The following is a 25,211-nucleotide window of genomic DNA, read 5'->3' as shown; positions in this document are numbered from 1 at the left end:
CAAGAAGCTGAAAACGCAGCAAAAGCAGCAGCTGACAAACGCAAAGCTGAAGAAGAAGCACTTAAAAAAGCAGAAGCTGAGCGCAAAAAGCGTGAAGAGGAAGCAAAAGAGCGTGCTGCTGAGGCCGAACGTAAACGCCAGCAAGCAATGCAAGAGCAAATGTTACAAGAGCAACTTGCCAAAGAGCAGGCTGCCCGTAGTAAAATACGTCAGCAACAAGTGGTGAGCGAAGTTGATAAGTACCGCGCATTAATTATGGCGCGTATTCAGCAAAACTTACTGATTGATGAAAAAATGAAAAACCAACAGTGCCGAGTTAATATTCGTTTGGGCTTTAATGGTTTAGTAACGCAAGTTAAATCATTAGGTGGCGACAAGTTAGTATGTGAAGCTGCATTAAGAGCAGTGCGCATGGCTGACACATTACCGGTATCTAAAGATAAAGACGTATTCGAAAAACTTAAGAATATTAATTTAACAATCAAGCCAGAATTTTAAAGGAATGATATGTTCAACAAAATAAAAATAGCCTGTTTAGTTTTACTGTTTGGGTTTACGGGTGTTGCTAATGCAGCGCTTGAAATTGTAATAACAGAAGGTGTAGACGGTGCAAGGCCTATTGCCATTGTACCTTTTAAATACCAAGGTGTTGGTCCAATTCCTGAAAAGCTAAGTGGTGTTATTGCTGCCGATTTAATGCGCAGTGGTAAGTTTAAACCTGTTGATGTGGCGCAAATGCCGCAACAGCCAAGTAAAGATGGCGAAATTGATTATGCGTCTTGGGTTAATAAAGGTGTTGAAGCTGTTCTTGTTGGTGAGGTTGAACAACAAACTGATGGGCGTTATTTAGTTCGTTATGAATTAGTTGATGTGATTCGCGGCCAAATTACCGGTGGCAATACGCAAATGATGAGTAACGGTAAGTTAGTTAAAAGCCAAGATCATATTTTAGAAGCGCGTGAAAGTGTTATTGGCGAGAGTGGTTTTCGCCGTTACTCTCATCGAATCAGTGATGTTATTTATGAAAAGCTAACGGGTGAAAAGGGCGCGTTTTTAACTAAAATTGCATATGTAATAGTACGTGATAACGAGCCTAAACCTTATCAGCTAGTCGTTGCTGATTACGATGGTTTTAACGAACAGGTATTACTTCGTTCAAAAGAACCATTAATGTCGCCAGCATGGTCACCAAATGGTACTAAACTAGCGTATGTAACGTTTGAAAACCGTCAAAGCCAAATTTACATTCAAGATATATACACAGGTAAGCGTGAAATAATAGCAAGCTACCGTGGTATTAATGGTGCACCGCAGTTTTCGCCAGATGGCAAAAAGCTATTATTAGTGCTTTCTAAGGATAAGACGGGTGCGACAGAAGTTTACATGCTTGACCTTGCTACACGTAAAGAAACACGCTTAACAAATCATCGTAGCATAGATACTGAGCCATCTTGGCACCCTAATGGCCAAGATATTGTGTTTACATCTGAAAGGGGTGGTAATGCTCAGATTTATAAGTTAAATTTAAAAACAGGTAGGTCACAACGACTCACCTTTGATGGTGATATGAACCTTGCTGGTTCTATAACACCAGATGGAAAAGAATTAGTGATGGTTAACCGTACCAACGGGCAGTACCATCTTGCTAAGAAAGAGCTGGCTACAGGTGCGTTTCAAGTATTAACGAGAACACGCCTAGATGAATCACCGAGCATAGCGCCAAATGGTTCGATGATTATATACAGCACGCTCCATAATAATAAACAGGTACTTGCGCTAGTATCGATGGACGGCCGCTTTAAAGCACGGTTACCTGTGCTAGACGGACAAGTAAAGGCGCCAGCTTGGTCGCCATACTTACAGTAATATTACTGGTTTACTCAAAATAGGAATCTACTCAATGCAACTTAACAAAATACTTAAAGGCCTGCTAATTGCTGTGCCAGTAATGACATTAGCAGCTTGTAGCTCATCTTCTGATATTGATGAAGGTGCTGCAAACCAATCAAATCAAGGCGTTGTTGAGCAATCAACTAACACTGATACAGTTGAAGTAGCTACAATCTCTCCTGAGCAACAAGCAGAAGAGCAACTTCGTCAAAAGTACGAAGCACTTCGTCAAGAGCAAGTAATTTACTTTGACTTTGATAAAGCAACTGTTGAAGGTAAGTACGCTGATTTACTTCGTGCACATGCTGAGTTTTTAGTTCAAAACCCATCAGTTAAAGTACTAATTGAAGGCCACGCAGATGAGCGCGGTACTCCAGAGTACAATATTGCACTAGGTGAGCACCGTGGCCAAGCAGTTGAAAAATACCTATTAAGCTTAGGTGTTTCAGCTAGCCAAATGTCAGTGGTAAGCTACGGTGAAGAGAAGCCAATGGTTAAATCTCGCACTGAATCAGCTTTCGCTAAAAACCGCCGTGCGGTACTAGTTTACTAAGATAAGAGATATTATGAAGCCGAAAATTATTTTGGCAGCCATGATATTGAGCGGGAGCACCCAGTTAATGGCTGCTCCCGCTCCTGTTTCAGAAGCTGCAAGTTCACAATCAAGTATTGAGAAGCGATTAGCGTCGCTTGAGAATATGATGCAGTCGCGTAACTTTTTACAAGTAGAGTTACAGCAACAACTTAACTTGTTACAAGACGAAGTAAGTCAAATTCGCGGTGTAACTGAAGAGCAAAGCTACAAACTTGAAAAAGTACTGCAGCGTCAGCGTGAGTTGTATCAAGAAATTGAAAACCGCGTGAGCCAGGCTTATACACAGCCAACAGCAGCTCCAGTAGTCGATCAGGCGCAGCCAAACGATGCACAGAGCTACAGCAGTGACTTATCTGAAAATGAAGCGTACGAGCGTGCTGTTGCGTTAATAATGAAAGATAAACGTTATGATCAAGCGATTCCTGAATTTCAAACGTTTTTAACTACCTATCCAAACTCTGTATATGCGTCTAACGCGCATTATTGGTTAGGGCAGTTGCTTACTATTAAAAATGATGGCGTAAAAGCGGTAGAGCATTTTAAAGTGGTTGTTAACGAATTTCCAAATTCTAATAAACGTCCAGATGCAATGCTAAAGTTAGGCACACTTTTACAAGATCAAGGTTCAGCGGCGCAAGCACAAAAAATATTGAGCGATCTTATCAATCAATACCCAAGTACTACCGCTGCAAAACTAGCAACTGATCGTTTAGGAAACTAAAGTTCACCAGCGATTAAATTTCTATTTTAGGCGAGCAAACTACATGGAAATTCTCGAAGAATCTTGGATTTGCATGTAGTTTGAGCACAAACGGTTTAATTTTGTGCATCTAGACATAAAAACTTAAAAAAAGAGACAATTTCGGTTGCACTCATTTTATAAATAAGTATTATAAGCGCCCGCAGCAAACGAATGGTTACCCCACTCGAAATGCGACAAAAAGAGCGGGTTATTAGCTCAGTTGGTAGAGCAGTTGACTTTTAATCAATTGGTCGATGGTTCAAATCCATCATAACCCACCATTCTTTGAATGGTCTTTTATCGGCGGATTTACGTACAATACTAAGTTGTTATAAAACGCAACGTCAGAGCGGGTCATTAGCTCAGTTGGTAGAGCAGTTGACTTTTAATCAATTGGTCGATGGTTCAAATCCATCATGACCCACCATTCTTTATTCCTCGTGAATACGGTTTGGCATCAATCGGCGGATTTACGTAAGCTTTAACTTAGTAATAAGTTAGCATCTGGAATGGGTTATTAGCTCAGTTGGTAGAGCAGTTGACTTTTAATCAATTGGTCGATGGTTCAAATCCATCATAACCCACCATTCTTTATTCCTTGTGAATAATGACTGGTTCCAATCGGCGGATTTACGCAAAGTAGTAAGTTGCATTTAAACGTAACAATAGAGCGGGTCATTAGCTCAGTTGGTAGAGCAGTTGACTTTTAATCAATTGGTCGATGGTTCAAATCCATCATGACCCACCATTCTTTATTCCTTGTGAATACGGTTTGGAATCAATCGGCGGATTTACGTAAGCTTCATTCATAATTGAATAAGTGCATAGAGCGGGTTATTAGCTCAGTTGGTAGAGCAGTTGACTTTTAATCAATTGGTCGATGGTTCAAATCCATCATAACCCACCATTCTATGAAAAGTTATATAAGAGCGGGTCATTAGCTCAGTTGGTAGAGCAGTTGACTTTTAATCAATTGGTCGATGGTTCAAATCCATCATGACCCACCATTCTTTATTCCTTATGAATAGTGTTTGGCATCAATCGGCGGATATACGTAAGCTTCATTCATAATTGAATAAGCGCATAGATTGGGTTATTAGCTCAGTTGGTAGAGCAGTTGACTTTTAATCAATTGGTCGATGGTTCAAATCCATCATAACCCACCATTCTATGACAGTTTAATCGGCGGATTTACGCAGCTTTTTACAAAGCAGATTTATATTAGAGCGGGTCATTAGCTCAGTTGGTAGAGCAGTTGACTTTTAATCAATTGGTCGATGGTTCAAATCCATCATGACCCACCACTCTCTAATACTTTCCTTTATATTCTTTTTTAATTTCCCACTTTATTTTTTATAAACAGCCTTACTAGTTTACTGTTATTTGCTTTCATATTCTCGTATAATTCGCCCTAATTAATGCACTGTAGATAAGTGGTCGAGAACATGAGTCTAGCTCAAACTATTATGCCTGAAGGTTATATTTTTCCCCCTAAGCCAGCACCGTTAACACAAGACGAGCAAGGCGAATATAAAGCGCGTATAAAACAGTTACTAAAAGATAAAAATGCAGTACTTGTTGCCCATTATTATACCGATCCTGAAATTCAAGCACTTGCTGAAGAGACCGGCGGCTGTGTTGCCGACTCGCTAGAAATGGCGCGTTTTGGCGCACGTCACGATGCAGATATGATTATTGTTGCGGGCGTAAAATTTATGGGCGAAACAGCCAAAATTTTAACGCCAAATAAAACGGTTGTTATGCCAACGCTTGAAGCAACATGTTCGTTAGATATTGGTTGCCCGATAGACGAGTTCTCTGCGTTTTGCGATCAGCACCCAGATCGTAAAGTAGTTGTATATGCAAACACCTCTACGGCTGTTAAAGCACGTGCAGATTGGATTGTAACTTCATCATGTGCACTTGAAATAGTAGAGCACCTCGATGAGCAAGGCGAAAAAATCATTTGGGGCCCAGATAAGCACCTTGGTAGTTATATTCAAAAAAATACCGGTGCTGATATGCTTATGTGGAATGGCGCATGTATTGTACATGACGAGTTTAAAACAAAAGCACTTAAAGACATGAAAGCGCTGCACCCAGATGCAGGCGTATTAGTTCATCCTGAGTCACCAGCAGAAATAGTTGCTCTTGCCGATTCGGTTGGATCTACGAGCCAATTAATCAAAGCAGCGCAAACAATGGACAATAAAAAGTTTATTGTAGCAACTGATCGCGGCATCTTTTATAAAATGCAGCAACTATGTCCAGATAAAGAGTTTTTTGCGGCTCCTACGGCAGGTGAGGGCGCTTCATGTAAAAGTTGCGCACATTGCCCTTGGATGGCAATGAATGGCTTAAAAGCGATTAAGGAAGCCCTCATAAGCCCTAAAGGTAAAGAAGTATTCGTTGATATGGATTTACGCGAAGGCGCACTTAAATCCTTAAATCGCATGCTTGAGTTTACTGCGAGCATGGCTAAGTAACTTCTAAGGTATAAATTAAAAACGGTTAAGTCTTAGATTTAGCCGTTTTTTTGTGCCTATAGGTATGTGTTGCTTGATTAGTAAGCATTTAAAGGCCCAAATTTAAAAATGCCTTGCACCTTAAGGGTCTATTTCATACTATAGCGCGCTGTTGCATTACACAATTGCAGCACCGTGGAGGGATGGCTGAGTGGCTGAAGGCGCACGCCTGGAAAGTGTGTTTAGGTTTATCCCTAACGAGGGTTCGAATCCCTCTTCCTCCACCATTATTCTTAGAGCCCAGTTATTAATATCGAAAGGTAACAATAACTGGGTTTTTTAATGCCTTCAGTATGACTAATTACTTACTAAGCTAAGTGTCGATAACATGCCGACAAGTTCATGTTTTTCGATTGGTTTTGAAACGTAACCATCAAATAACTGCCTGTATATTTCTTTTTGTTCTGTAAAAACATTAGCAGTTAATGCAATAACAATTTGTTCGCTATTAAGCGCCTTAATTTTTTTACATGCCTGAAGACCATCCATTTTTGGCATTTGAATGTCCATAAAAATAATGTCTGGTTTGTGTAACTCGTATAATGAAATCGCTTCTAAACCATTGTTGGCAATAATAATAGTGGCTTTAGTTGGTTCAAGCATCGCAGCTGCAACGAGCTGATTTATTTTATTATCTTCAGCTAATAAAATAATTTTTCCAGATAGGTCAGGAAACTCAATATTTTTGGTTGTTAATGTGCTGTCATCCCCCTGCGCTTGTTTTAATGGTAAGTACACATAAAACTGACTCCCTGAACCTAACTGGCTTGTTACTTTAATTTCGCCATTCATCAGGCCTATTAATGATTTAGTGATGGGTAAGCCGAGGCCCGTACCACCATATTCACGCGTGGTTGATTGCTCAGCTTGTTCAAAGCGCTCAAACAATCGATCAATTGCTTGCTCAGAAATTCCAATTCCGGTGTCTGATATACAACAACATATTTTTTTTTCGTCGGTTAGCCTAAAGGTTACTGTAACGCCACCTTGAGATGTAAACTTAATCGCGTTAGATATTAAGTTTAAAAATACCTGTCTGAGTCTAACTGGGTCGCCCACCCAATGCTTGTGCTCAATATCAATCACAAATTTAAGGTAAATGTTTTTATCTGTTGCTTGCACACCTAAGTCTGACTCTAAGTGATGAATAAGTTCAAAAAAGTCAAAAGGCTTATGCTCTAATGAGAGCTTGCCAGCCTCAATTTTAGAAAAATCAAGAATATCGTTAATAATGGTGGTGAGTGCTCGAGTTGAATACAGTGATTTTTTTAAATACTCTTTTGATTTTTCATTAAGCGGCTGTTCTTGTAATAGTTGTAATGTGCCAAGTATACCGTTCATCGGGGTTCGTATTTCGTGGCTCATATTTGCTAAAAATTCAGACTTTGCCTGCGATGCTTGCTCAGCAAGTTCTTTTGAGTGACCAAGGGCTTGCTCGTGGTCAATTTGTTCTGTTAAATCGTAAGCAATACCTAAGTAGCCAACGGTGTCTCCTTCGTTATTTAACAACGAAGTGACGCTTAAATTAACTTGTATTTGCTCGCCTGTAGAAGAAATATATGTCCATTGATTAATATCTGGCTCTGTTGCTGTTGCTTTTAGGATAAATACTTCAAAACCAGGGGGTACAGGTTTATTTAATTCAGCACTAAGTAGTTTAGCCTTTGTTATAATTTCTTCTTTTAAATGAAATATGCCAGGGTTTTTAATGCCAATAACATCTTGCGCTTTGTAGCCTAATAACTTTTCAGAGGCGGGATTAAATAGAGTGATTAAGCCGTTAGTGTCGGTCGCAATAATTGAATAACTAGCACTGTTTAAAATACTTTGTTGGAGCATGTTCATATCGGCTATTTCTTGAGTACGTTGTTTAACTTCGCTTTCTAGTTTTAAATTTGCTTGCTGCAATGCGAGTTTATTTTTTTTAGCCTGAAGTGTTTTTCTCTTAATTCTTTGGTTTCTTCTAAAAATAAACAATTGCATTAAAAAAACTACAAACATACAGCCAATAGTGGCGAAAGAGCCATTAACAATGGCTTGATACCGACTAGGAAGATAAAGGTTATAAATAAAGGCGTCTGAGGCATCAATGGTAATTTTCCACGTTCTACCCATTAATTTTATAATTTTAGTTAATTGATAATCGTTAGTTTTGCTTTTTATGCCATAACTAAAAAAATCAGTCTCAGTATTGTTATTGATATCACTTATCGTTAGTTGATTTTCGTCAAGGTGTGAAAGTGAGTCTAAAATTTTATCAATTAACAACGGCGAATATGCCCAACCTAAAAGCTCATTAAGGCGCTGTTTTTTATTATCAGAAATAGTAATGGTTTTATATATTGGCACTAATATTAAAAAGCCTTGTTGCGAGAGTTTATTCGCTTGTACTAAAGTCAGTGGCGCCGTTAATTGGGTTGTATTATTTATGGCAGCATTCAGTGCTGCCTGTTTGCGCATGCTCTCAGATCCAATATCTAATCCAATTGCTTGTAAGTTTTTTTGCTCAGGAAAAATATATTGAATTATAAAATGCTCATCACTAGTCGCTACGAGTGTATTCAAATTAAATGTCTGATCGGGTCTATCGTTTTTTGCATCATTCAAAAATTTATTTAATTGCTCTACGCCAACTTTTTTTATATAGCCAATACCATTAGCTCCAGGAAATTCTTTAGCGTAGTTACGGCTCCCAGAGTAGTTAGTTATGGCTTGATAGTTTAAGTTATTTGCACCTATCCCATGTACAAAGCCCTTTAAACCAAATAGCCCATATTGATACAAATCGAGCCTACTGTTAATACCTGTAGAAAGCGAGGATAGGCGGTTATCAAGCGCATTGTTTATTTTATTTTTTATGGCTTCTTGGTGTTTAATATGAGCAAAGTAGGTAAGTATAATGCCCGCAACTAATAAAATGACGTGAGGAAGCAGTGAGATTAATAACCCTTTATTAACCGGTCGTGCTTGAATCATTAATTAATCCTTTTTCATGAGCCACAGTAAGTGTGTTTCTATTTTAATAACGTGATAAATATAGCACCTATTATTCAAGACACAACTTTGTTATTAATTGGAATGTATATATTTTATAGAGGTTTAGAGTAGGGGAAGTCTAAAAAGTTGATTTTAAGCCTCAAGATAAAATTAAAGTGCATATAAATATAATAATTTATAAATTTTGCATCACTTTATAGATACCAACAAAAGTAGTAGCAAAAGGTGCTGGTTTTTGTGCTTATTGATTTTTAGAAGAAATCAGCTGCTCATAACTTTACTTAGGTAAGTTTAAATCAAGTAAAATTCAATTGATATTGTGATACTTTTTTAAATAAAATTAGCGACTTAAATACGAGTGAGCAAGAGGTGATCTTTACCAGTTTTTACAATTCATCCGTAATAAAACAAACTCTTACTATTTTATAATATAAAAATTAAAACATTATAAATTTATATTGTTCTATATTTATTAGCATGAAAGAAATGTAATTACCTTATGACATGTTTGCCGTGTAGGTCAAAAAGCATACACATCCCTATGTGCTGCACAGTAAAAACTTCAAAAACAAGGTAACGGAGATAACTATGGCTCACCGAGTATCTAAATTACTTGCGGCAACAGGCGCAGTATTAACATGTATTTCTATCCCTACGTATGCTGCTGTTAATGGGCTGACAGAACAAGATGAATTTAATATAAAACTTAGATCAATTTATTTCGACCGTGACTACGATAACGACGCAAGTGACGATTCAACTTTTGCTCAAGGTATAGAGCTCAATTACACATCGGGTTATATAAATGATTTATTGATTGTGGGTGTGTCGACTTACACCGTAATGAATATTAACTCTACAGGTTCAGCCGCAGGTAATATTTTACCAGCAGGTAATGAGAGTGGTGGAGTAGACGATAGCTTTTCTAAATTTGGTCAATATTTTTTAGATTTTAAATTGGGCAAAAACGGTCACGTTAAAGTAGGTGGGCAAAAAAACAAAAGTATGCTTTTAAAAAGCTCAGGCAGCCGTGCTATTCCTAATACTTTTAGAGGCGTTTTTGGCGATTACAGAATTGGCAACACTAAATTATATGGTTACGTATACGATAAATGGAGCCGTCGACATGATGATAGATGGGAAGATTTTTCTACCGACCAATCGGCACCTGGTGCCATTAGCGTAATTTGGGGCGTAGGTGCTACGCATAAAAAAGACGATGTAACATTAGAGGCTGAATATTTAAATTCCCACAATTATCTAAGTAAAATGGGATTAAAAATCAGTTACGACATTAAACTTGAGCAAAGTAAGTTAACCCTTTCAACTGGCATATTTACCTCACAAGATGATGGTGATTTATTTGTAACAGGCGCAGAGGGCGGCGATTTAGATGATGAGGATGCAACTGGCGCATTAACAGGTTTAACTAGAAGTGAAAACGATGGATTTGCCTATTACTTAGATGCTGATTGGAAAAAAGATATTTTGAGTGTAGGTGCGGCATTTACTAAGGTAAGTGATGCTTGGATTGAAGATAACTTTAGTGGCGATCATGGTACAAACCCATTTCCAACTCGCTCATTGATTGGTGCCGATTTAACAAATCAAAACGAGGCAACGTGGCAGGCACGTTTTGGCATTGATTTAAAAGCAGTATCGCCTGGCTTAACAATTAAATTTTACTACACAGACGGCAGCGATGCTGAAAACTCTGCATTGGGTAAGTTAGGTGGTACAGCCGACGAAAAATATTGGGCTGTAGATACTCGCTATAAAGTTGAGAAAATAAAAGGCTTAAGCTTACGTTGGTTATTTGTAGATTATACAACCGAAAAATCAGGCAGTGTTGATGGTGTTAAAGGCGATAGAGCTGACCATCGAGTTTATGTAGATTACACTATTAAATTTTAACATGACTTTTAATAAGCCAATGCAAATTTTATGCATTGGTTTTATTTCCTTTATTAATTACCACTATGATAAAACTAACAAATAGATAATAAAAATAAAGCTAATATATGTTTTCTCTTCAACAGTGGCAATCACAGGGTCAATTTACTCAAATTAGTGGCCATCAAATTTTTACTAAAACAGCTGGTGATATAACTAAGCCTGCGCTGCTTTTAATACATGGCTTTCCAAGTGCTAGTTGGGACTGGGAAGGTATGTGGCAAACCCTTAGTGAACATTATTTTGTAATTACACTCGATATGCTAGGTTTTGGTTTGTCAGATAAACCAATAAACGCTACTTATAAAATTACCGAACAATCCGACTTATATACCCAATTTTTAAAAACGTTAAATATTAATGATGTACATATTTTAGCTCATGACTATGGCGATACTGTGGCTCAAGAGTTATTAGCAAGGCAAGTGGTTAGCCAAAGTGACTTTAAAATAAACAGCGTGTGTTTTTTAAATGGTAGGTTATTTCCTGAGGTGCATAAACCATTATTTATACAAAAGCTTTTACTTTCAAAGCTAGGTTGGATAGTGCCAAAATTAATGAATAAACAAAAATTTGCCAATAATTTAGTGACTATTTTTAGTAAAAGTACACCGCCTTCAAAACAAGTGGTAGACACACTTTGGGAGTTGCTAATTTATAAAGATGGTTTAGCCGTTATGCCTAAACTCATTAGTTATATAAAGCAGAGGCAGCAAAACCGAGAACGCTGGGTTGGTGCCATCATAAATAGCAATATACCACTTACGTTTATAGCAGGCGCAGAAGATCCCATCTCTGGTAAGCACATGATTGAGCATTATAAAAAGCTTACTCCCAATGCGCGCGTACAAGAGTTTGTAGAGCTTGGGCATTATCCGCAAGTAGAAAGTCCAGATGCTATTACGCAGGCTTATTTGGATTTTAGAAATTGCCAATAAAAACGCGGCACTAAATTAAGTGCCGCGTTTATAAATTAATAACTCTGAGCATTTAGGCTTTGAACCTTAATATTTTTTCTTTGGTGCTTTTAATTGTTTTTCAAACTCGTCTGAAAACAATATCGTGCCGTCGTCTTCCTCTGTAGGGAAAGCAGCAATAAGTAAGTCATCTTCTTCAAGGCCTGGTGTCCAGCGGCTAAACCAGTCAGCAAGCGGGATTGCTTTAGCGCTGCAGCCAGCCCATTCGCCGGTTGCCCATGCTTCTGCAAATTCACGAGTTGGCCAAACTGGTACGCAGTCGTCATCTTCGTTGGCAAGCATAACGCAGCCATCATCGTCGTTTAAAATCCATACTTGATTGAACTGTTGTACGGTTTCGAACATATAGGCTAGGCGTTTTTTTGCCCCAAGCCCTAAAATTACTGCTTGTTCTTCGCTTAAATTTGGCGTTGTCATAATTAGCTCACTCTTAATTACTATATCTAAATTATATGCACACAAGTATATCGAGTTATATGACAGAGTGTTGAAAAGTTGATATTTAATTTCAGCAATGCAGATCTAATTTGTATATTGAGCAGTATATGTCACAACTAATTTGAGCGTTCATTCAAAATAAGCTTGAATGTTTGTAAAAAGGCCACATTGTAGTAAGCATATACTTAATGAAGGATTGAAAAATGACTACTGATCTACTTGCTCCGTTTAAACTAAATAACACGATTGAGCTTAAAAACCGCGTACTTATGGCACCATTAACGCGTTGTATGGCTGACGATAACTTAGTGCCAACACAAGATATGGTTGAATATTATGCTCGCCGTGCCGAAACCGGTTTAATTATTAGCGAAGCAACTATTATTCGTCCAGATGCGCAAGGTTATCCAAATACACCGGGTTTATTTACCAGTGAGCAAATTCAAGGTTGGAAAAAAGTAACAGACGCAGTGCACGCTAATGGCGGCAAAATGTTTGCACAGCTTTGGCATGTTGGCCGTGTTGCACATCCTCACTTTTTTGATGGCGATGTACTGGCACCATCGGCAATTGGCGTTGAAGGCTCTGTACCTCGTATGCGTGAGCTTACATATATCACACCAAAAGCAGCGACTATAGATGACATTAAGGGCCTAGTAGCTGATTACGCAAAAGCGGCAGAAAATGCGATTGAAGCGGGTTTTGACGGGGTAGAAATTCACGGTGCTAACGGGTATTTGATTGACCAGTTTTTACATTACGCTGCAAATACACGCAGCGACGAATACGGTCAAACGCCTGAAAATATGTCGCGTTTTGCACTAGAAGTAACCGATGCAGTTATCGCTGCTGTAGGTAATGAGCGTACTGCTTTACGTGTTACACCGGGTGCTTATTTTAATATGAGCGAAGATAACCGTGATAAAGCGGTATTTGATTACTTATTACCAGAGCTTGAGAAGAGAGATTTAGCATATTTACACGGCGGTATTTTTGACGACAGTACAACGTTTGAATCGCTTGAAGGTAAAACGACGTCTGAATTTTTACGTGCAGGCTACAAAGGTACATTAGTAGGCGTTGGCAGCTATAGTTTTGAGTCAGCAAAAGAAGCAATTAACGATGCTAAGTTTGATTTAATCGCGATTGGTCGCCCACTTATTGCAAATCCAGATTACATTAGCAAAATTGCAAACGGTGAAGAACTAGTACCTTACAGCGATGAAATGCTAGCTGAATTAAAGTAACAGCTAAATATTATATTTAGTTATTAAGGCACCCAAAGTTAAACCTTTGAGTGTCTTTTTTTGTACATATTCCCGCCATAAATCTTCCATATTTGTTTAACCTTTATGTAAATAAAGTTCATCCTCGTTGTCATATTTAAAATTCATACTGTGCTCGTTTTCATATTTCATAATTAAAACTAAACGGGACAACAATGTACGCTTTAAAAAACAAATCGCTATTGAGCATGGCTATTGCCATGGCGGTATCAACATCTACTTATGCTAACGACAACACCATAGAAGAAGTAACCGTTGTAGCTAAACCAACGAGCTACGCTAACAATGTTATTGAGCCTGCAATGCTTGAGCAGCAAAGTTCGGTATCGAGCATATTATCGGTTATTGATAACTTACCAGGTATTAGCATAAACGAAGGTGATGCATTTGGTGGCGACGATTGGTCTACTACAATCACTATGCGTGGTTTTAGTATTGATGGAAACCAACAACAATTAGGTATGACCGTTGATGGCATTCCCAATGGTGGCTCTAATTACGGCGGTGGTGCTAAAGCTAACCGTTACTTGGAGAGTGAAAATTTAGCAACGGTAGAAGTAGGTCAAGGTACCTCTGATATTAAGTCGGCTTCACTTGAAGCACTAGGCGGGACATTTAACTTTGTAAGTAAAGACCCAAGCCTTGAAAAAGGCACTACCTTTGCTTATACATCAGGCAGTCACGATGCCACGCGTTATTATATTAAACACGAAACAGGCACTGTTTTTAATAACACACAAGCGTACGTAAGTTACTCGCAAACAGATACAAGCCGCTGGATTGGTTCAGGCAGTAATGGGGGCAAAGACAACCAACACGCAGAGCTTAAGTTTGTATCTAATTTTGACGATTTAACACTTACTGGTCGTTTATCTTACGATGATGTAAGCGAGACAAACTATAACAGCGTAAGCCTTGAGCAGTTTGAACAAACACCCGATTGGGATCAGCTAACATGGAATTGGACAGGAGTTCCGCATTTTGACCAAATGTTTGCAGAAGGTTGGGGAACGCTTCGTGAAAATACCTTAGGCTATTTAAAATTTGAATACGCGATTTCACCAACTTCATTATTAACTGTTAGCCCTTATTATCATAAAAATTCAGGTCGCGGCGATTGGATCCCACCTTATTTAACAACGCCTGTTGATGAAAATGGCGACCCAACAACCAAGGGTGGCACTAATGCAGGCTCTTATGGTTTTGCTGATAGTGAAGGCAACCCGCTTGCACCCGATGCCGATTGTACGCAAAGTTTGAGCTGGCCATGGGAGTCGGGTCCTGGTTTAAATCCTGCGTGTTACGATGCAACAGCAACGCCGGTTATGTCTTACCGCCATACGCATTACAACAAAGATCGTTTAGGTGTAACGGCAAATTACCAAGCTACATTTGGTGATCACGATATCGAAGCGGGCTTTTGGTATGAGCAAAGCGAGCGTGACGAGTCGCGTGATTGGCACAAAGTAATTGACGCGCGTATTTATCATCACTTTGATAGCACGCCTTACTGGACACAATACAAAAACACTTTTGATACTGATACATTCAAATGGTACCTACAAGACTCGATTAATTTTGGTGACTTAACATTAAATATTGGTGCAAAACAATATTTAGTTGAATTACAAAAATACGACCACTTTGCTAACGAAAGATCAGATAAAGTAGATAGCGACTCAGACGTGTTATTTAGCGGTGGTGTATTGTATCAGGTAAATAACAGCACAGAATTATTTGCTAGTTACAGCGAGAATTTTTCAGCAATAAAAGACGGTGTACTTGAGCGAGATAGCTCAACACTTACAAACATAGAGCCAGAAACTGCCGACAACATCGACTTTGGTGTACGTTACCAAGCCGACAGATTAACCCTTACAGCAACGGCTTACAGTGTTAAGTTTGATAACCGCATTACCTTTATTGCCCCTGGTAGTGGCACAGACGGCATTGATTACACCATTGGTACAAATGGCTCGTACGTAAATGTAGGGGGTATTGACTCAAATGGGCTTGAGCTTGCAGCAAGCTATATGTTAACACCAAGCTGGAGTGTGTACTCGTCGTATACAAATAGCAGTTCTGAGTATTCATCTGATGATCCAAATGCATACGATTCACAGGGTGTAATATTAAGAGATGAAAGTGGTAATGAGGTAGCACCGAGCTTTAGAAAAGGCGACAGCATAATAGATTCATCAGAAGATTTATTTGTGGTATCTACCGATTACTTTAGCGATGGCTTTAGTGTTGGTTTATCGGCTAAATACACCGGTGAGCGCTTAGGTGCATGGCAAGACGAAGACACTCGCACGCGTAATAAAGTAGACGGCTACACCGTACTTGATTTTAATGCAGGTTATTCAACTGACGTAGATGCCGGCCCGTTTAAAGCCATTGACGTATCGTTTGTTGTTTATAACGTTACTGACAAAAGCTACTTAGCAGGTGGTACTGGTAACGGCGCTACTTATTACATTGGCGCGCCACGCACCGCAGCAGTTACATTGACCGCTGACTTTTAAGTTAAAGTGTAGGATTAACAATTGAATTAAAGCAAAGCCCATCACCGATGGGCTTTTTGACTGTTTAATGACTAACTTATTGATTTATTAGAATCAATTTCAGTGAATAACTACCCCTAATATTGAAAATATCTTACACTGGTTTTATCTCAAGCAAGGTCAGTGTTATATGCTAAATATTATTCAATCAAACCGGATGGAAGCCCTGCAAGCGCAGTTCCACCAGCTGTTAAAAGTAAACCCATTGCAAAGCCCGTTCGACAAAGAAGTAGTGCTAGTGCAATCGCCGGGTATGTCGCAGTGGTTAAAAATAGGTTTGAGTGAAAACTTAGGGGTTGCAGCGCAGGTAGATTTTCCGCTGCCGTCGAGCTTTATTTGGCAGTTGTATCAGCAATTACTGCCAAATGTCCCTAAAGAGTCGGCATTTAATAAGCCCAACCTTGCTTGGAAACTGTTTGCAATTTTACCAACCTGCATTGATGAACCGCTTTATTTGCCGCTAAAAACCTATTTAGAGGGCGATATTGACGGGCAAAAAACCTTTGCGCTATGTGAAAAAATAGCCGATGTGTACGACCAATATTTAATGTACCGACCGCACTGGATAGCCACATGGGATAGCGGCAAAGATGAGCTTGATGACGTAGATGTAGCCATTGCCCCATGGCAACCTGATTTATGGCGACGCATTGTAAAACTAAGCCAAGAGCTTGGGCAAAGCCAATTTCATCGCGCTAATATGCAAGGACAATTACTTGCAGCACTTGAGACCATGGACAATAGCTTACTGCCACAACGCATTAGTTTATTTGGTATATCGGCGATTGCCAGCTCCCAGCTAGACGTATTTGAAGCACTGAGTAAAAAAACCGAGGTTATATTATTCTTTTTTAACCCAAGTGAGCATTACTGGGGCGATATTATAGATGAAAAAACAGCAGCTAAAATAAGCGCTAAATACGCCAAAATGCCGCTGGTGGAAGCACAACAAAAAAAACAAACCAATCCAGATGAAGAATACTACTTTATTGGTAATCCATTGTTATCGTCGTGGGGTAAATTAGGTCGCGACTATTTTGAACAACTTGTACAGTTAGATGCCCGTTGGATTGATGGTTTTATTGATGTGTTTGACGACACGTTACTAGGGCAAGTACAAAGCGAGATTTATCAGCTTGCGTTTAAGGGGGAGTCTCTTACCGATAACAAAGAGTGGTTTATAAACGACGAAGGTAAATTACCAATCAGCGCAACCGACACCAGCATTACGCTCAGCGATTGCCATACACCGCTTAGAGAAGTTGAGCGCTTGCACGACTACTTACTTAACTTATTTAATCAAAACCCAACGCTTACTCCCAAAGACATAATTGTCATGATGCCCGATGTAGGCACTTACAGCCCCTACATTGAAGCCGTATTTGGCGGGGCACAAGGCAGCCGCTTTATTCCTTATGCATTGGCCGATTTAGCCATAGAGCAAGAAAAGCCCGTCCTTAGCTCATTTGCGAGTTTAGCTAACTTACCGTTTTCGCGCTTTGGTGTGTCGGATATTCTCGATTTATTACAAGTGACGCAAATAGCCGAAAAATTTGGGCTTGAAGCGCACGAATACGAGCAAATTCAATATTGGCTTGAACGTGTTGGGGTTAAATGGGGTATAAACGCAGCGCATAAAAGCAGCTTTGATTTACCCGCTATTGATTTAAATACCTGGCAACATGGGCTCAACCGTTTACTGCTTGGCATTGCCATGCGCGACGAACAATGTCCGTTTAACGGTATTTACAGCGCTGATGAAGTAGAAGGTATGGCGCTTGATACACTCAACAAGCTCGTGCATTTTATTGATGTACTGCAAAGCTTTAAAGAGCAGTTAACGCCCGACGATACGCTCACTAATAAAGCGCATATTTTAAGCGAGCTGTTAAACGCCATATACGAAAGTGAAAGCGATGACAGCTGGGATTTATTAGTACTTCAAAACGTGCTCGAAGAGTTACAAAAACACCACGACAACGGCGATTACAGCAAGGCGGTTTCGCAGCGTATTGTTAGTTACTTAATTAGACAAGGCATTCAAGAAAAAGGCGTAGGGCAGCGGTTTTTGGTTGGGCAAGTAAACTTTTGTACGCTTATGCCCATGCGCGCCGTACCATTTAAAGTGGTATGCATGCTGGGCTTAAACGATGCCGACTACCCGCGTAACGTACAACCCATTGGTTTTGACTTGGTGCCTTATTCTAAAAAGCAAAAAGGTGACCGATCACGTAAATTAGATGACCGCTACTTATTTTTAGAAGCACTACTGAGTGCCCGCGACAACTTATACATGAGTTACATTGGTCGCTCGTGTTTTGATAACCAACCGCGCATGCCATCAACCCTTGTAAGTGAGTTGCTAGAATATATTGGGCGTAGTTTTGTATTAAACGAAAAGAGTGAAAAAACGCTGCCCGCATGTCTAATTAATCAGCAGCATTTACAGCCCTTTAATAGCCATTACTATTTAGCCGATGAGCAAGCTAATACTGTGCTGAGCAACCACAGTTACAATCCAATTTGGCTGCCAAGTGAGTCAATTAAACCAGAGCCAGTTATTGCGCTTGATGTGACTGTGCCAGATCAGCTAGATCTCGATGTGTTTATTAGAAGTGTGTGCAGCGCACAAGAGAGCTTTTATCAACAAACACTAGGCTTACGCCTGCCACAATTTAATGAAGTAGCAAAAGACGAAGAACCCTTTAGCCTAGATGCACTGCGCCGTTACTTTTACCTTGATGAAATACTTAAAGCCAATATAAACGAGCAACCACTAAGTACCGAGCAAATACTGCAGCGAGGTGAGTTACCTCAAGCCAATGTAGGCAGTCTCATATTTGAGAGTATGGAGCACCGAGTTGACGCGCTTGCAGGGCAAGTAAAAGAGCACATTAAAGGCGGGAAAAGTGAGCCGATAGAAGTTTTGCTTACCATTGAAGGCACCAAAATAGAGGGCTGGCTCAATCATGTGTATTTGCAAAAACAAGTGTTTTATCGCAGTGCGAGTATTAAAGCGAAAGATTTAATTAAAGGCTTTATTTACCACCTCGCAGCGCAAAGTATGGATCAACAAGTAGAAACATTGTTACTTGGGCTCGATAAGCAAATTACCTTTGCGCCAATTAATAAAGCTGATGCCGATGCACTATTAGCCGATTGGTTTGAGTTATACAAAGCGCTGCGCGCAGAGCCTGTGCCGTTTTTTCCGGTAAGTGGTTATGAATACGTTAAAAGCGGCGGCGATATAACAAAAGCAATGAGCAAATTTAGCCCGCAATACATAGGGCGAGGCGAGGGCGAAAATCCGTATATTCGCTTAACGGTGCAATCGCTAAACGACTGCCAAGAAGAATTTATAAAATGGAGTGATAAATTGCTCACGCCTTTATTTGAACACGCAAAGGAGAGTGACCATGCAAGCGCTTAATCCTCTTACTATGCCGCTCATTGGTCAAAGTTTAATAGAAGCCAGTGCGGGTACTGGTAAAACTTATACCATTACAGGGCTGTATTTACGTTACTTACTAGGTATGCAAATAGAAGGTGAGTTAAATACGCCGCTCAGTGTTGAGCAAATTTTGGTTGTAACCTTTACCGACGCCGCCACCCAAGAAATTAAAGACCGCGTACGCAGCCGAATTATTGCTGCACGCGACGCACTGCTTGGGCAAGACCCAAACGACGAACTCATTGAAGGCGTAATTGCCAAAATTGATGATAAGCACCGCGCGTTTGATTTACTCGATGCAGCTGCTAAATCAATGGACGAAGCCGCTATTTTTACTATTCATGGCTTTTGTCAGCGGATGCTAAAACAACATGCGTTTGAGTCGGGAGTGGCGTTTAATCTCGAATTTATTTTAGATGAGCGCGACATATTACTCGAAACTATTAAAGATTTTTGGCGTGCGTTTGTATACCCACTTAATAAAGAACGCACCGATGCTATTTTAGATGTATTTGCCGCACCCGAGGCTTTATTCGCTCAAGTGGCGAGCATTTTAAACAAAGCTAATGCGCACATTACGCCACAAATAAAATTAGACGATGTATGGAAAGCCCGTGACGAGTACATAACCCGTGTACCTGCATTTAAAAAAGCGGTGTTAGAGCAAGAGTTTATAGGTGCTATTAAAGGCTCGGGTTTAAGCGGGTCTAAAACGCCAGCACGAAAAGGCAGCCTTGGTGCGCTTGAGGCATTTTGTTTAGGCGGCGATTTGTTTTTTGAATTTGGCACTAACAAGTATTCGTTTGAAGTGTGGAGTACAGAAAACCTAAGCGATGCAGGCAATTATAAAAAAAATCAGCCATTATTTGTGCATCCATTACTGAGTCAGTTTGACGAGCTTGCCGCCCTTAACAACACCATAAACCAAGGGCTCAAAATAGCGGTTGTACAACATGCAGCACGCTGGGTAAAAGCCGCAATAGTTAAGCGCAAGCAAGAGCAAAGCGTGATCACCCCCGATGATTTACTGACCAATTTACACAGTTCGCTTAATAACGAGCAAGGCGACGTACTTGCGCAAAAAATTGCGCAATTGTTTCCGGTCGCCATGATTGATGAATTCCAAGATACCGATCCGATTCAGTACGGTATTTTTAGTAAAATTTATGGGCAACAAAATACCACGCTTGCCATGATAGGCGACCCTAAACAAGCTATTTATGGCTTTAGGGGCGCGGATATTTTTACATATATTGGCGCAAAAGAAGCTGTACAGACTGATCAGCAATTTACGCTGGGTACTAACTTTCGCTCAAGCACCGATATGGTAAATAGCGTTAATAGTTTATTTGGCAAACACGCTAACAGCTTTATTTATAACGACGCCATACCGTTTAACGCAGTAGCTGCTAAAGGCAAAAAAGCGGATGACTCTTTTTTTATTGATGGCAAACCCGCGACCGCATTCGAATTTAATGTATTTGTAGATGAAGCCGCAGACGAAAAAAACAAACCAACTAACAAAGGTGTAGGGCAAGCGCATTTAGCCACCCACTTTGCTAATAAAATAGTAACCCTGCTTGAAAAAGCAAAACAAGGGGATGCGTGTATTGGCAGTAGCCCTGTAAGCGCTGCCGATATTTGTATATTAGTGCGCGACCGTGTTGAAGCGCAAATAATGAAAAAAGCGCTAGATGATGCCAAAATTGCCAGCGTGTATTTATCGCGAGAAAGCGTTTTTAGCCAAGAGCTTAGCCATCACCTACTTAACTTTTTAACAGCGCTGCATGGTCAATATGACGAGTCATTGCTGCGCGGTGTTTTAGCTGGCCCGTTATTTTGTTTAAGTTATAACGAAATACATGCACTCGCCGATGATGAAAATAAATGGCAAGACTACTTAAATTTTTTTGCACAACTTAGCCACATTTGGAACAAGCAAGGCGCCATGGCGATGCTTGAGCGCTTAATGAGCCATAACCAGCTTAGCGCTAAATGGCAAGGGCTGGGATATAACGTTGAGCGTTGGCTGACAGACTTTAGGCACTTGGGCGAAATACTTCAGCAAAAACAAATAGAGCTTGAAGGCACGCTGCGTTTGCTGCGCTGGTTTGCACAAAAGGTAAGCCAACAAGACGGTGAGACAGTACAAGTGCGCCTAGAAAGTGACGCCAACTTAGTTAAAATTGTGACTATGCATGCCTCAAAGGGGCTTGAATACCCACTGGTATTTATGCCGTTTGCCAGTGGCTATCGCGAAACAAAAGAAGCGCTTTATCATAATAATGGCAAGCTAGTTTACGATTTAAGTAAAGACGAAGATGCCCTTCAAAAAGCAGAACAAGAACGCCTAGCTGAAGATTTACGCCTGCTGTATGTAGCACTTACTCGCGCCGTACATTTTTGTGCGCTTGGTGTTTATAACATAGGGCAAGGACAAAGTAGCCGCTTGGCTATGCAAAGTAGTGCACTTGGGCATGTTTTATTTGCAGGGCTTGAACTTGCCAGTAGCCAAACATGGCGCACGCATTTAAGTGAGTTTTGCGACGCTAACAGCGCGATGAGCTATCAGCAATTTACCTCACAAACATTATTAGAGCAGGGAACACTTTGTTTTAATAACAGTGAAAGTGCGCAGCAAACGTTAAGTGTTAATAAAGTAACGGCAAATATTGAGCGTAACTGGCGAGCAACCAGCTTTAGTGCATTGAGCTTTAAAAAGCACAGCGACCAATTAGCACCAGGGCGAAGTGATGAAGATCACGAAAAAGACGAGTTTGCAGTGCAAGAGGACGAAATACCATCACCTTATAGTTTTCCTAAAGGGGCAAAGCCTGGTAGCTGTTTACACGAAATATTTGAACAAATAGATTTTACTAGCCCAATAGTTCACCCAACTAATACCGAGCAAAACTTATCTGAGGTAGTTAAGCGCAGCCTTGAAAAGTATCACATAGGTGATCAATGGCAAGAGGTGGCTGAAAAATGGGTGCTTGATGTTCTTGCGTGTCCCCTAGATAACAGCTCTTTAGAAAACGGGCTTCTTTCATTAGGTGTGCTTACACCAGGTGACTGCCTAGTCGAAATGGAATTTAATTTACCTCTTGAGAGCTTAAGTGCACCTAAGCTAAACGAAATGCTAATTAAACATTTTGGTTTTACGCAAAGTAAGCTTGAATTTTCGCAAGTAAAGGGCTTGTTAAAAGGCTTTGTCGATTTAATATTTTGCTACCAAGGCAAATATTATATTTTAGATTATAAGTCTAATTATTTAGGTAGCACGCCAGCTGATTACGAGAGCGACATGCTTGAGCAAGCGATGAGCAGTCATCAGTATCATTTGCAGTATTTAATTTACACGGTAGCGCTGCATCGTTTATTAAAACAACGTATAGCTGATTACTCAATAGAAACTCATTTAGGCGGCGTGTATTACACATTTTTACGAGGAATGCCCGCAGGGCAAGGCGTGTACTTTAAAAAGCTAACTGAAGAACAGGTGATTATTTTAGATGGCTTATTTAGCCAAGGAGCCATGCTATGAGCGATTTAAATGAGCAACCTGGCTTGTTTGACGATATAGACGAGACACTTAATAATGAAGCCGTAGAGCCTCTTACTTCAAAAAATGTAGCACAAGATGCCCCATTAGAGGACATTGTGTTAAATAATACGATTACCGAAGTCCCGTTACTTGAGTATTTATTAGCGCAAAACCGACTGCGTGTAGTTGATGTGAAGCTCGCTGAATTACTGTGTGCTAATGACATTGAGCAAACTCACAATGAGCTGTTTTATATTATTTTATTACTGTGCTTATCGCAGCAAAGCCAGCATAGCTGCCTAACTTTAAATGAGGTTGATTGGAGTAATCCTTTTAACTTGCGCAAAAGCGACTTTAATAAACTCGATGGCAATGTACCCAGTACGCTAAGCCCGTTTAGTGATGACTTTAATGTACATACAGCGCTCAGTTATTTACAAAACCATGAAAGCGTGGGCGAAAATAAACCACTGCAACTGTTTAAAGAGCGACTTTATTTTGCGCGCCTTGCCGGTTATGAGCAAACACTCGCAGATAGACTATTAAGCATGAGCGAGCGAAAGCTCAATATTAATAATGAAATATTGGCTGAACTTTTAAATACCTATTTTCCTGCTGATTCTGCAATTGAAACTGATTGGCAAAAAGTGGCGTGTGCGATTGCTGCCACCAAAGGCTTTAGCGTGATCACGGGTGGTCCAGGTACCGGTAAAACTACCACAGTGACTAAGTTGTTGGCTATTTTGCAGTCACTTTATAAAACCGCACCACTTAGTATTAAGCTGGTGGCACCGACAGGTAAAGCCGCTGCACGTTTAAGTGAGTCTATTTTAGGCGCTAAAAATAAGCTCACAACGATTCCTGATGATATAAAAACGCTGATACCGCAAAACGCTCAAACTATTCATCGCTTATTAGGCGTAAAACCGTTTACTAATAAATTCAGACATAACAAAAGCAATCCACTGCATTTAGATGTGCTGATTATTGATGAAGCCAGTATGGTCGATTTATCGCTGATGGCTAAATTAATAGAAGCACTGCCTGCGCATGCGAGATTAATACTCCTAGGTGACAAAGACCAGCTGGCCTCGGTAGATACTGGCAGCGTAATGAGCGATTTATGCCAAGGTTTAACACTTGGGCAAACGCCACGCTACTCGCAAGCACGTTGTGATGAGCTAAATAGCTTATGTTTTAATAATGAGCCTAAGCTCGTAGCGCAAAGCGTGAGTGAATTTAAACTCGCAGATTGCGTTGCCTTTTTACAGCACAGTTATCGATTTGATGCACAAAGTGGCATTGGTCAACTCGCACTTGCGGTAAACACAAATAACACCGGCATTTTAAATTACGTTGAGCAAGAAAGTACTGAAGGGCGTTTTAACGATGTAATTTTAGATTACGACTTTGTAGCGAAACCAATTGAAAAGCTTGTTAAAAGTGCAGCAAGTCATTATGCAAAATACCTTAACTTAATTGCCCAAGGTGCAGATGTTGCACAGGTGCATGCTGCTTTTGCGAGTTATCAGCTTTTAGCTGCGGTACGAGAGGGCGATTATGGTGTGCATAGCTTAAATCAGCGAATAGAGCGCGTATTGCAACAGCAAGGTTTAATAACAGTTAGCCCTAATACTCATCATTATACAGGCATGCCCATTATGGTGAGCCAAAACGATTACCAGCTTAAGTTATTTAACGGCGATATTGGTATTTTAATGCCCGATGAAAGTAATCAGCTCAAAGCCATATTTATTGATGAGCAAGGTAATCAACGAGCATTTTCGCCAGCACGACTCCCTGCACACGATAAAGTATACGTAATGACTATTCATAAATCACAAGGCTCAGAGTTTAGTTACACCGCTATGGTACTGCCACCGCTAATACAAGCGCGCATGGGTATTAACAGGCAATTAGTGTATACGGGAATAACCCGCGCTAAAAATAAGTTTGAGCTGGTGGCTGACAAAAAAGTACTGCAACTAGCAATGAATAAAAGCGTATCAAGAGCATCTGGTTTATATGAAAGGTTACAATTTTAAGCTTAATTTGAATTTTTTATTAATAATTTAGCTTCAAACTGCTTGTTATTTATCGCGTTATTATAAATGTCTTCTATACTAAAATTAATTTTATATTGAATGTATTCGGGCGTGTTGATCTTTGGTGGGTGAATTTGCGGCAGTGTGTTTGGTTTTTAGGCAAGGCAGAGCCTATGTAGTGTGGTATTCCCCATAAATAGGCGA

General features: G+C 40.0%; 14 protein-coding genes and 9 tRNA genes. 21 read left to right on the top strand and 2 right to left on the bottom strand.

Going from position 1 to position 25,211, the window contains the following annotated elements:
• The 14 genes from tolA to H5122_RS05140 form a co-directional block, all read left to right on the top strand.
• The coding region (gene tolA / locus H5122_RS05205) for a cell envelope integrity protein TolA (protein ID WP_182712992.1) at window positions 1-498 on the top strand (498 nt) is incomplete at its 5' end.
• A gap of 9 nt (window positions 499-507) precedes the next feature.
• Window positions 508-1,866 carry a Tol-Pal system beta propeller repeat protein TolB gene (gene tolB, locus H5122_RS05200; RefSeq protein WP_182682632.1) on the top strand — a complete coding sequence of 453 codons (1,359 nt, stop codon included), beginning with the start codon at window positions 508-510 and terminating at the stop codon, window positions 1,864-1,866.
• Between the two features lie 34 nt (window positions 1,867-1,900).
• Complete coding sequence (gene pal / locus H5122_RS05195; protein ID WP_002960636.1) at window positions 1,901-2,443, top strand: peptidoglycan-associated lipoprotein Pal; 543 nt, start codon at window positions 1,901-1,903, stop codon at window positions 2,441-2,443.
• A gap of 13 nt (window positions 2,444-2,456) precedes the next feature.
• Window positions 2,457-3,206, top strand: coding sequence for a tol-pal system protein YbgF (gene ybgF, locus H5122_RS05190; RefSeq protein ID WP_033021320.1), 750 nt, complete (start codon window positions 2,457-2,459; stop codon window positions 3,204-3,206).
• 226 nt (window positions 3,207-3,432) lie between these two features.
• Window positions 3,433-3,508, top strand: a tRNA-Lys gene (locus H5122_RS05185).
• A gap of 70 nt (window positions 3,509-3,578) precedes the next feature.
• A tRNA-Lys gene (locus tag H5122_RS05180) sits at window positions 3,579-3,654 on the top strand.
• A gap of 84 nt (window positions 3,655-3,738) precedes the next feature.
• Window positions 3,739-3,814, top strand: a tRNA-Lys gene (locus H5122_RS05175).
• A gap of 85 nt (window positions 3,815-3,899) precedes the next feature.
• Window positions 3,900-3,975 (top strand) — tRNA-Lys (locus tag H5122_RS05170).
• Window positions 3,976-4,058: 83 nt separating this feature from the next.
• Window positions 4,059-4,134, top strand: a tRNA-Lys gene (locus H5122_RS05165).
• A gap of 24 nt (window positions 4,135-4,158) precedes the next feature.
• Window positions 4,159-4,234: transfer RNA gene (locus tag H5122_RS05160), tRNA-Lys, on the top strand.
• Between the two features lie 83 nt (window positions 4,235-4,317).
• Window positions 4,318-4,393 (top strand) — tRNA-Lys (locus H5122_RS05155).
• 62 nt (window positions 4,394-4,455) lie between these two features.
• Window positions 4,456-4,531 (top strand) — tRNA-Lys (locus H5122_RS05150).
• A gap of 141 nt (window positions 4,532-4,672) precedes the next feature.
• Window positions 4,673-5,713, top strand: a complete 1,041-nt coding sequence (gene nadA / locus H5122_RS05145) for a quinolinate synthase NadA (RefSeq protein WP_182675392.1) — start codon at window positions 4,673-4,675, stop codon at window positions 5,711-5,713.
• Window positions 5,714-5,889: 176 nt separating this feature from the next.
• Window positions 5,890-5,979: transfer RNA gene (locus tag H5122_RS05140), tRNA-Ser, on the top strand.
• A gap of 70 nt (window positions 5,980-6,049) precedes the next feature.
• On the opposite strand, the gene H5122_RS05135 is transcribed toward H5122_RS05140, so the two are convergent.
• The gene (locus H5122_RS05135; RefSeq protein WP_182682633.1) at window positions 6,050-8,728 is read right to left on the bottom strand and encodes a CHASE domain-containing protein; all 2,679 of its coding nucleotides are present in this window, start codon (window positions 8,726-8,728) and stop codon (window positions 6,050-6,052) included.
• A gap of 609 nt (window positions 8,729-9,337) precedes the next feature.
• On the opposite strand from H5122_RS05135, the gene H5122_RS05130 reads away from it, so the two are divergent.
• On the top strand, window positions 9,338-10,663 hold the full coding sequence (locus H5122_RS05130) for an OprD family outer membrane porin (protein ID WP_182682634.1): 1,326 nt from the start codon (window positions 9,338-9,340) through the stop codon (window positions 10,661-10,663).
• Between the two features lie 107 nt (window positions 10,664-10,770).
• Window positions 10,771-11,640 carry an alpha/beta fold hydrolase gene (locus tag H5122_RS05125; RefSeq protein ID WP_182682635.1) on the top strand — a complete coding sequence of 290 codons (870 nt, stop codon included), beginning with the start codon at window positions 10,771-10,773 and terminating at the stop codon, window positions 11,638-11,640.
• Between the two features lie 66 nt (window positions 11,641-11,706).
• Here H5122_RS05125 and H5122_RS05120 read toward each other — a convergent pair whose 3' ends face one another.
• Window positions 11,707-12,096 carry a DUF2750 domain-containing protein gene (locus tag H5122_RS05120; protein WP_182682636.1) on the bottom strand — a complete coding sequence of 130 codons (390 nt, stop codon included), beginning with the start codon at window positions 12,094-12,096 and terminating at the stop codon, window positions 11,707-11,709.
• Window positions 12,097-12,320: 224 nt separating this feature from the next.
• Between H5122_RS05120 and H5122_RS05115 the strand changes: the two genes are divergently transcribed.
• The 5 genes from H5122_RS05115 to recD all read left to right on the top strand — a co-directional run bounded on the left by H5122_RS05115 (window position 12,321) and on the right by recD (window position 25,007).
• Window positions 12,321-13,364 carry an alkene reductase gene (locus tag H5122_RS05115; protein WP_024595958.1) on the top strand — a complete coding sequence of 348 codons (1,044 nt, stop codon included), beginning with the start codon at window positions 12,321-12,323 and terminating at the stop codon, window positions 13,362-13,364.
• Window positions 13,365-13,558: 194 nt separating this feature from the next.
• Window positions 13,559-15,928, top strand: a complete 2,370-nt coding sequence (locus H5122_RS05110) for a TonB-dependent receptor domain-containing protein (RefSeq protein ID WP_182682637.1) — start codon at window positions 13,559-13,561, stop codon at window positions 15,926-15,928.
• 169 nt (window positions 15,929-16,097) lie between these two features.
• Window positions 16,098-19,397, top strand: a complete 3,300-nt coding sequence (gene recC, locus H5122_RS05105) for an exodeoxyribonuclease V subunit gamma (RefSeq protein WP_182682638.1) — start codon at window positions 16,098-16,100, stop codon at window positions 19,395-19,397.
• Window positions 19,384-22,962 carry an exodeoxyribonuclease V subunit beta gene (gene recB, locus H5122_RS05100; protein ID WP_182682639.1) on the top strand — a complete coding sequence of 1,193 codons (3,579 nt, stop codon included), beginning with the start codon at window positions 19,384-19,386 and terminating at the stop codon, window positions 22,960-22,962. The genes recC and recB overlap by 14 nt, the downstream gene beginning before the upstream one ends.
• The gene (gene recD / locus H5122_RS05095; RefSeq protein ID WP_182675384.1) at window positions 22,959-25,007 is read left to right on the top strand and encodes an exodeoxyribonuclease V subunit alpha; all 2,049 of its coding nucleotides are present in this window, start codon (window positions 22,959-22,961) and stop codon (window positions 25,005-25,007) included. The genes recB and recD overlap by 4 nt, the downstream gene beginning before the upstream one ends.
• Window positions 25,008-25,211: the final 204 nt, after the last annotated feature.

It is taken from the genome of Pseudoalteromonas sp. SG43-8, assembly GCF_014164245.1.
GTDB lineage: Bacteria > Pseudomonadota > Gammaproteobacteria > Enterobacterales > Alteromonadaceae > Pseudoalteromonas > Pseudoalteromonas distincta.
This window is presented reverse-complemented; position numbering and strand designations above follow the sequence as displayed.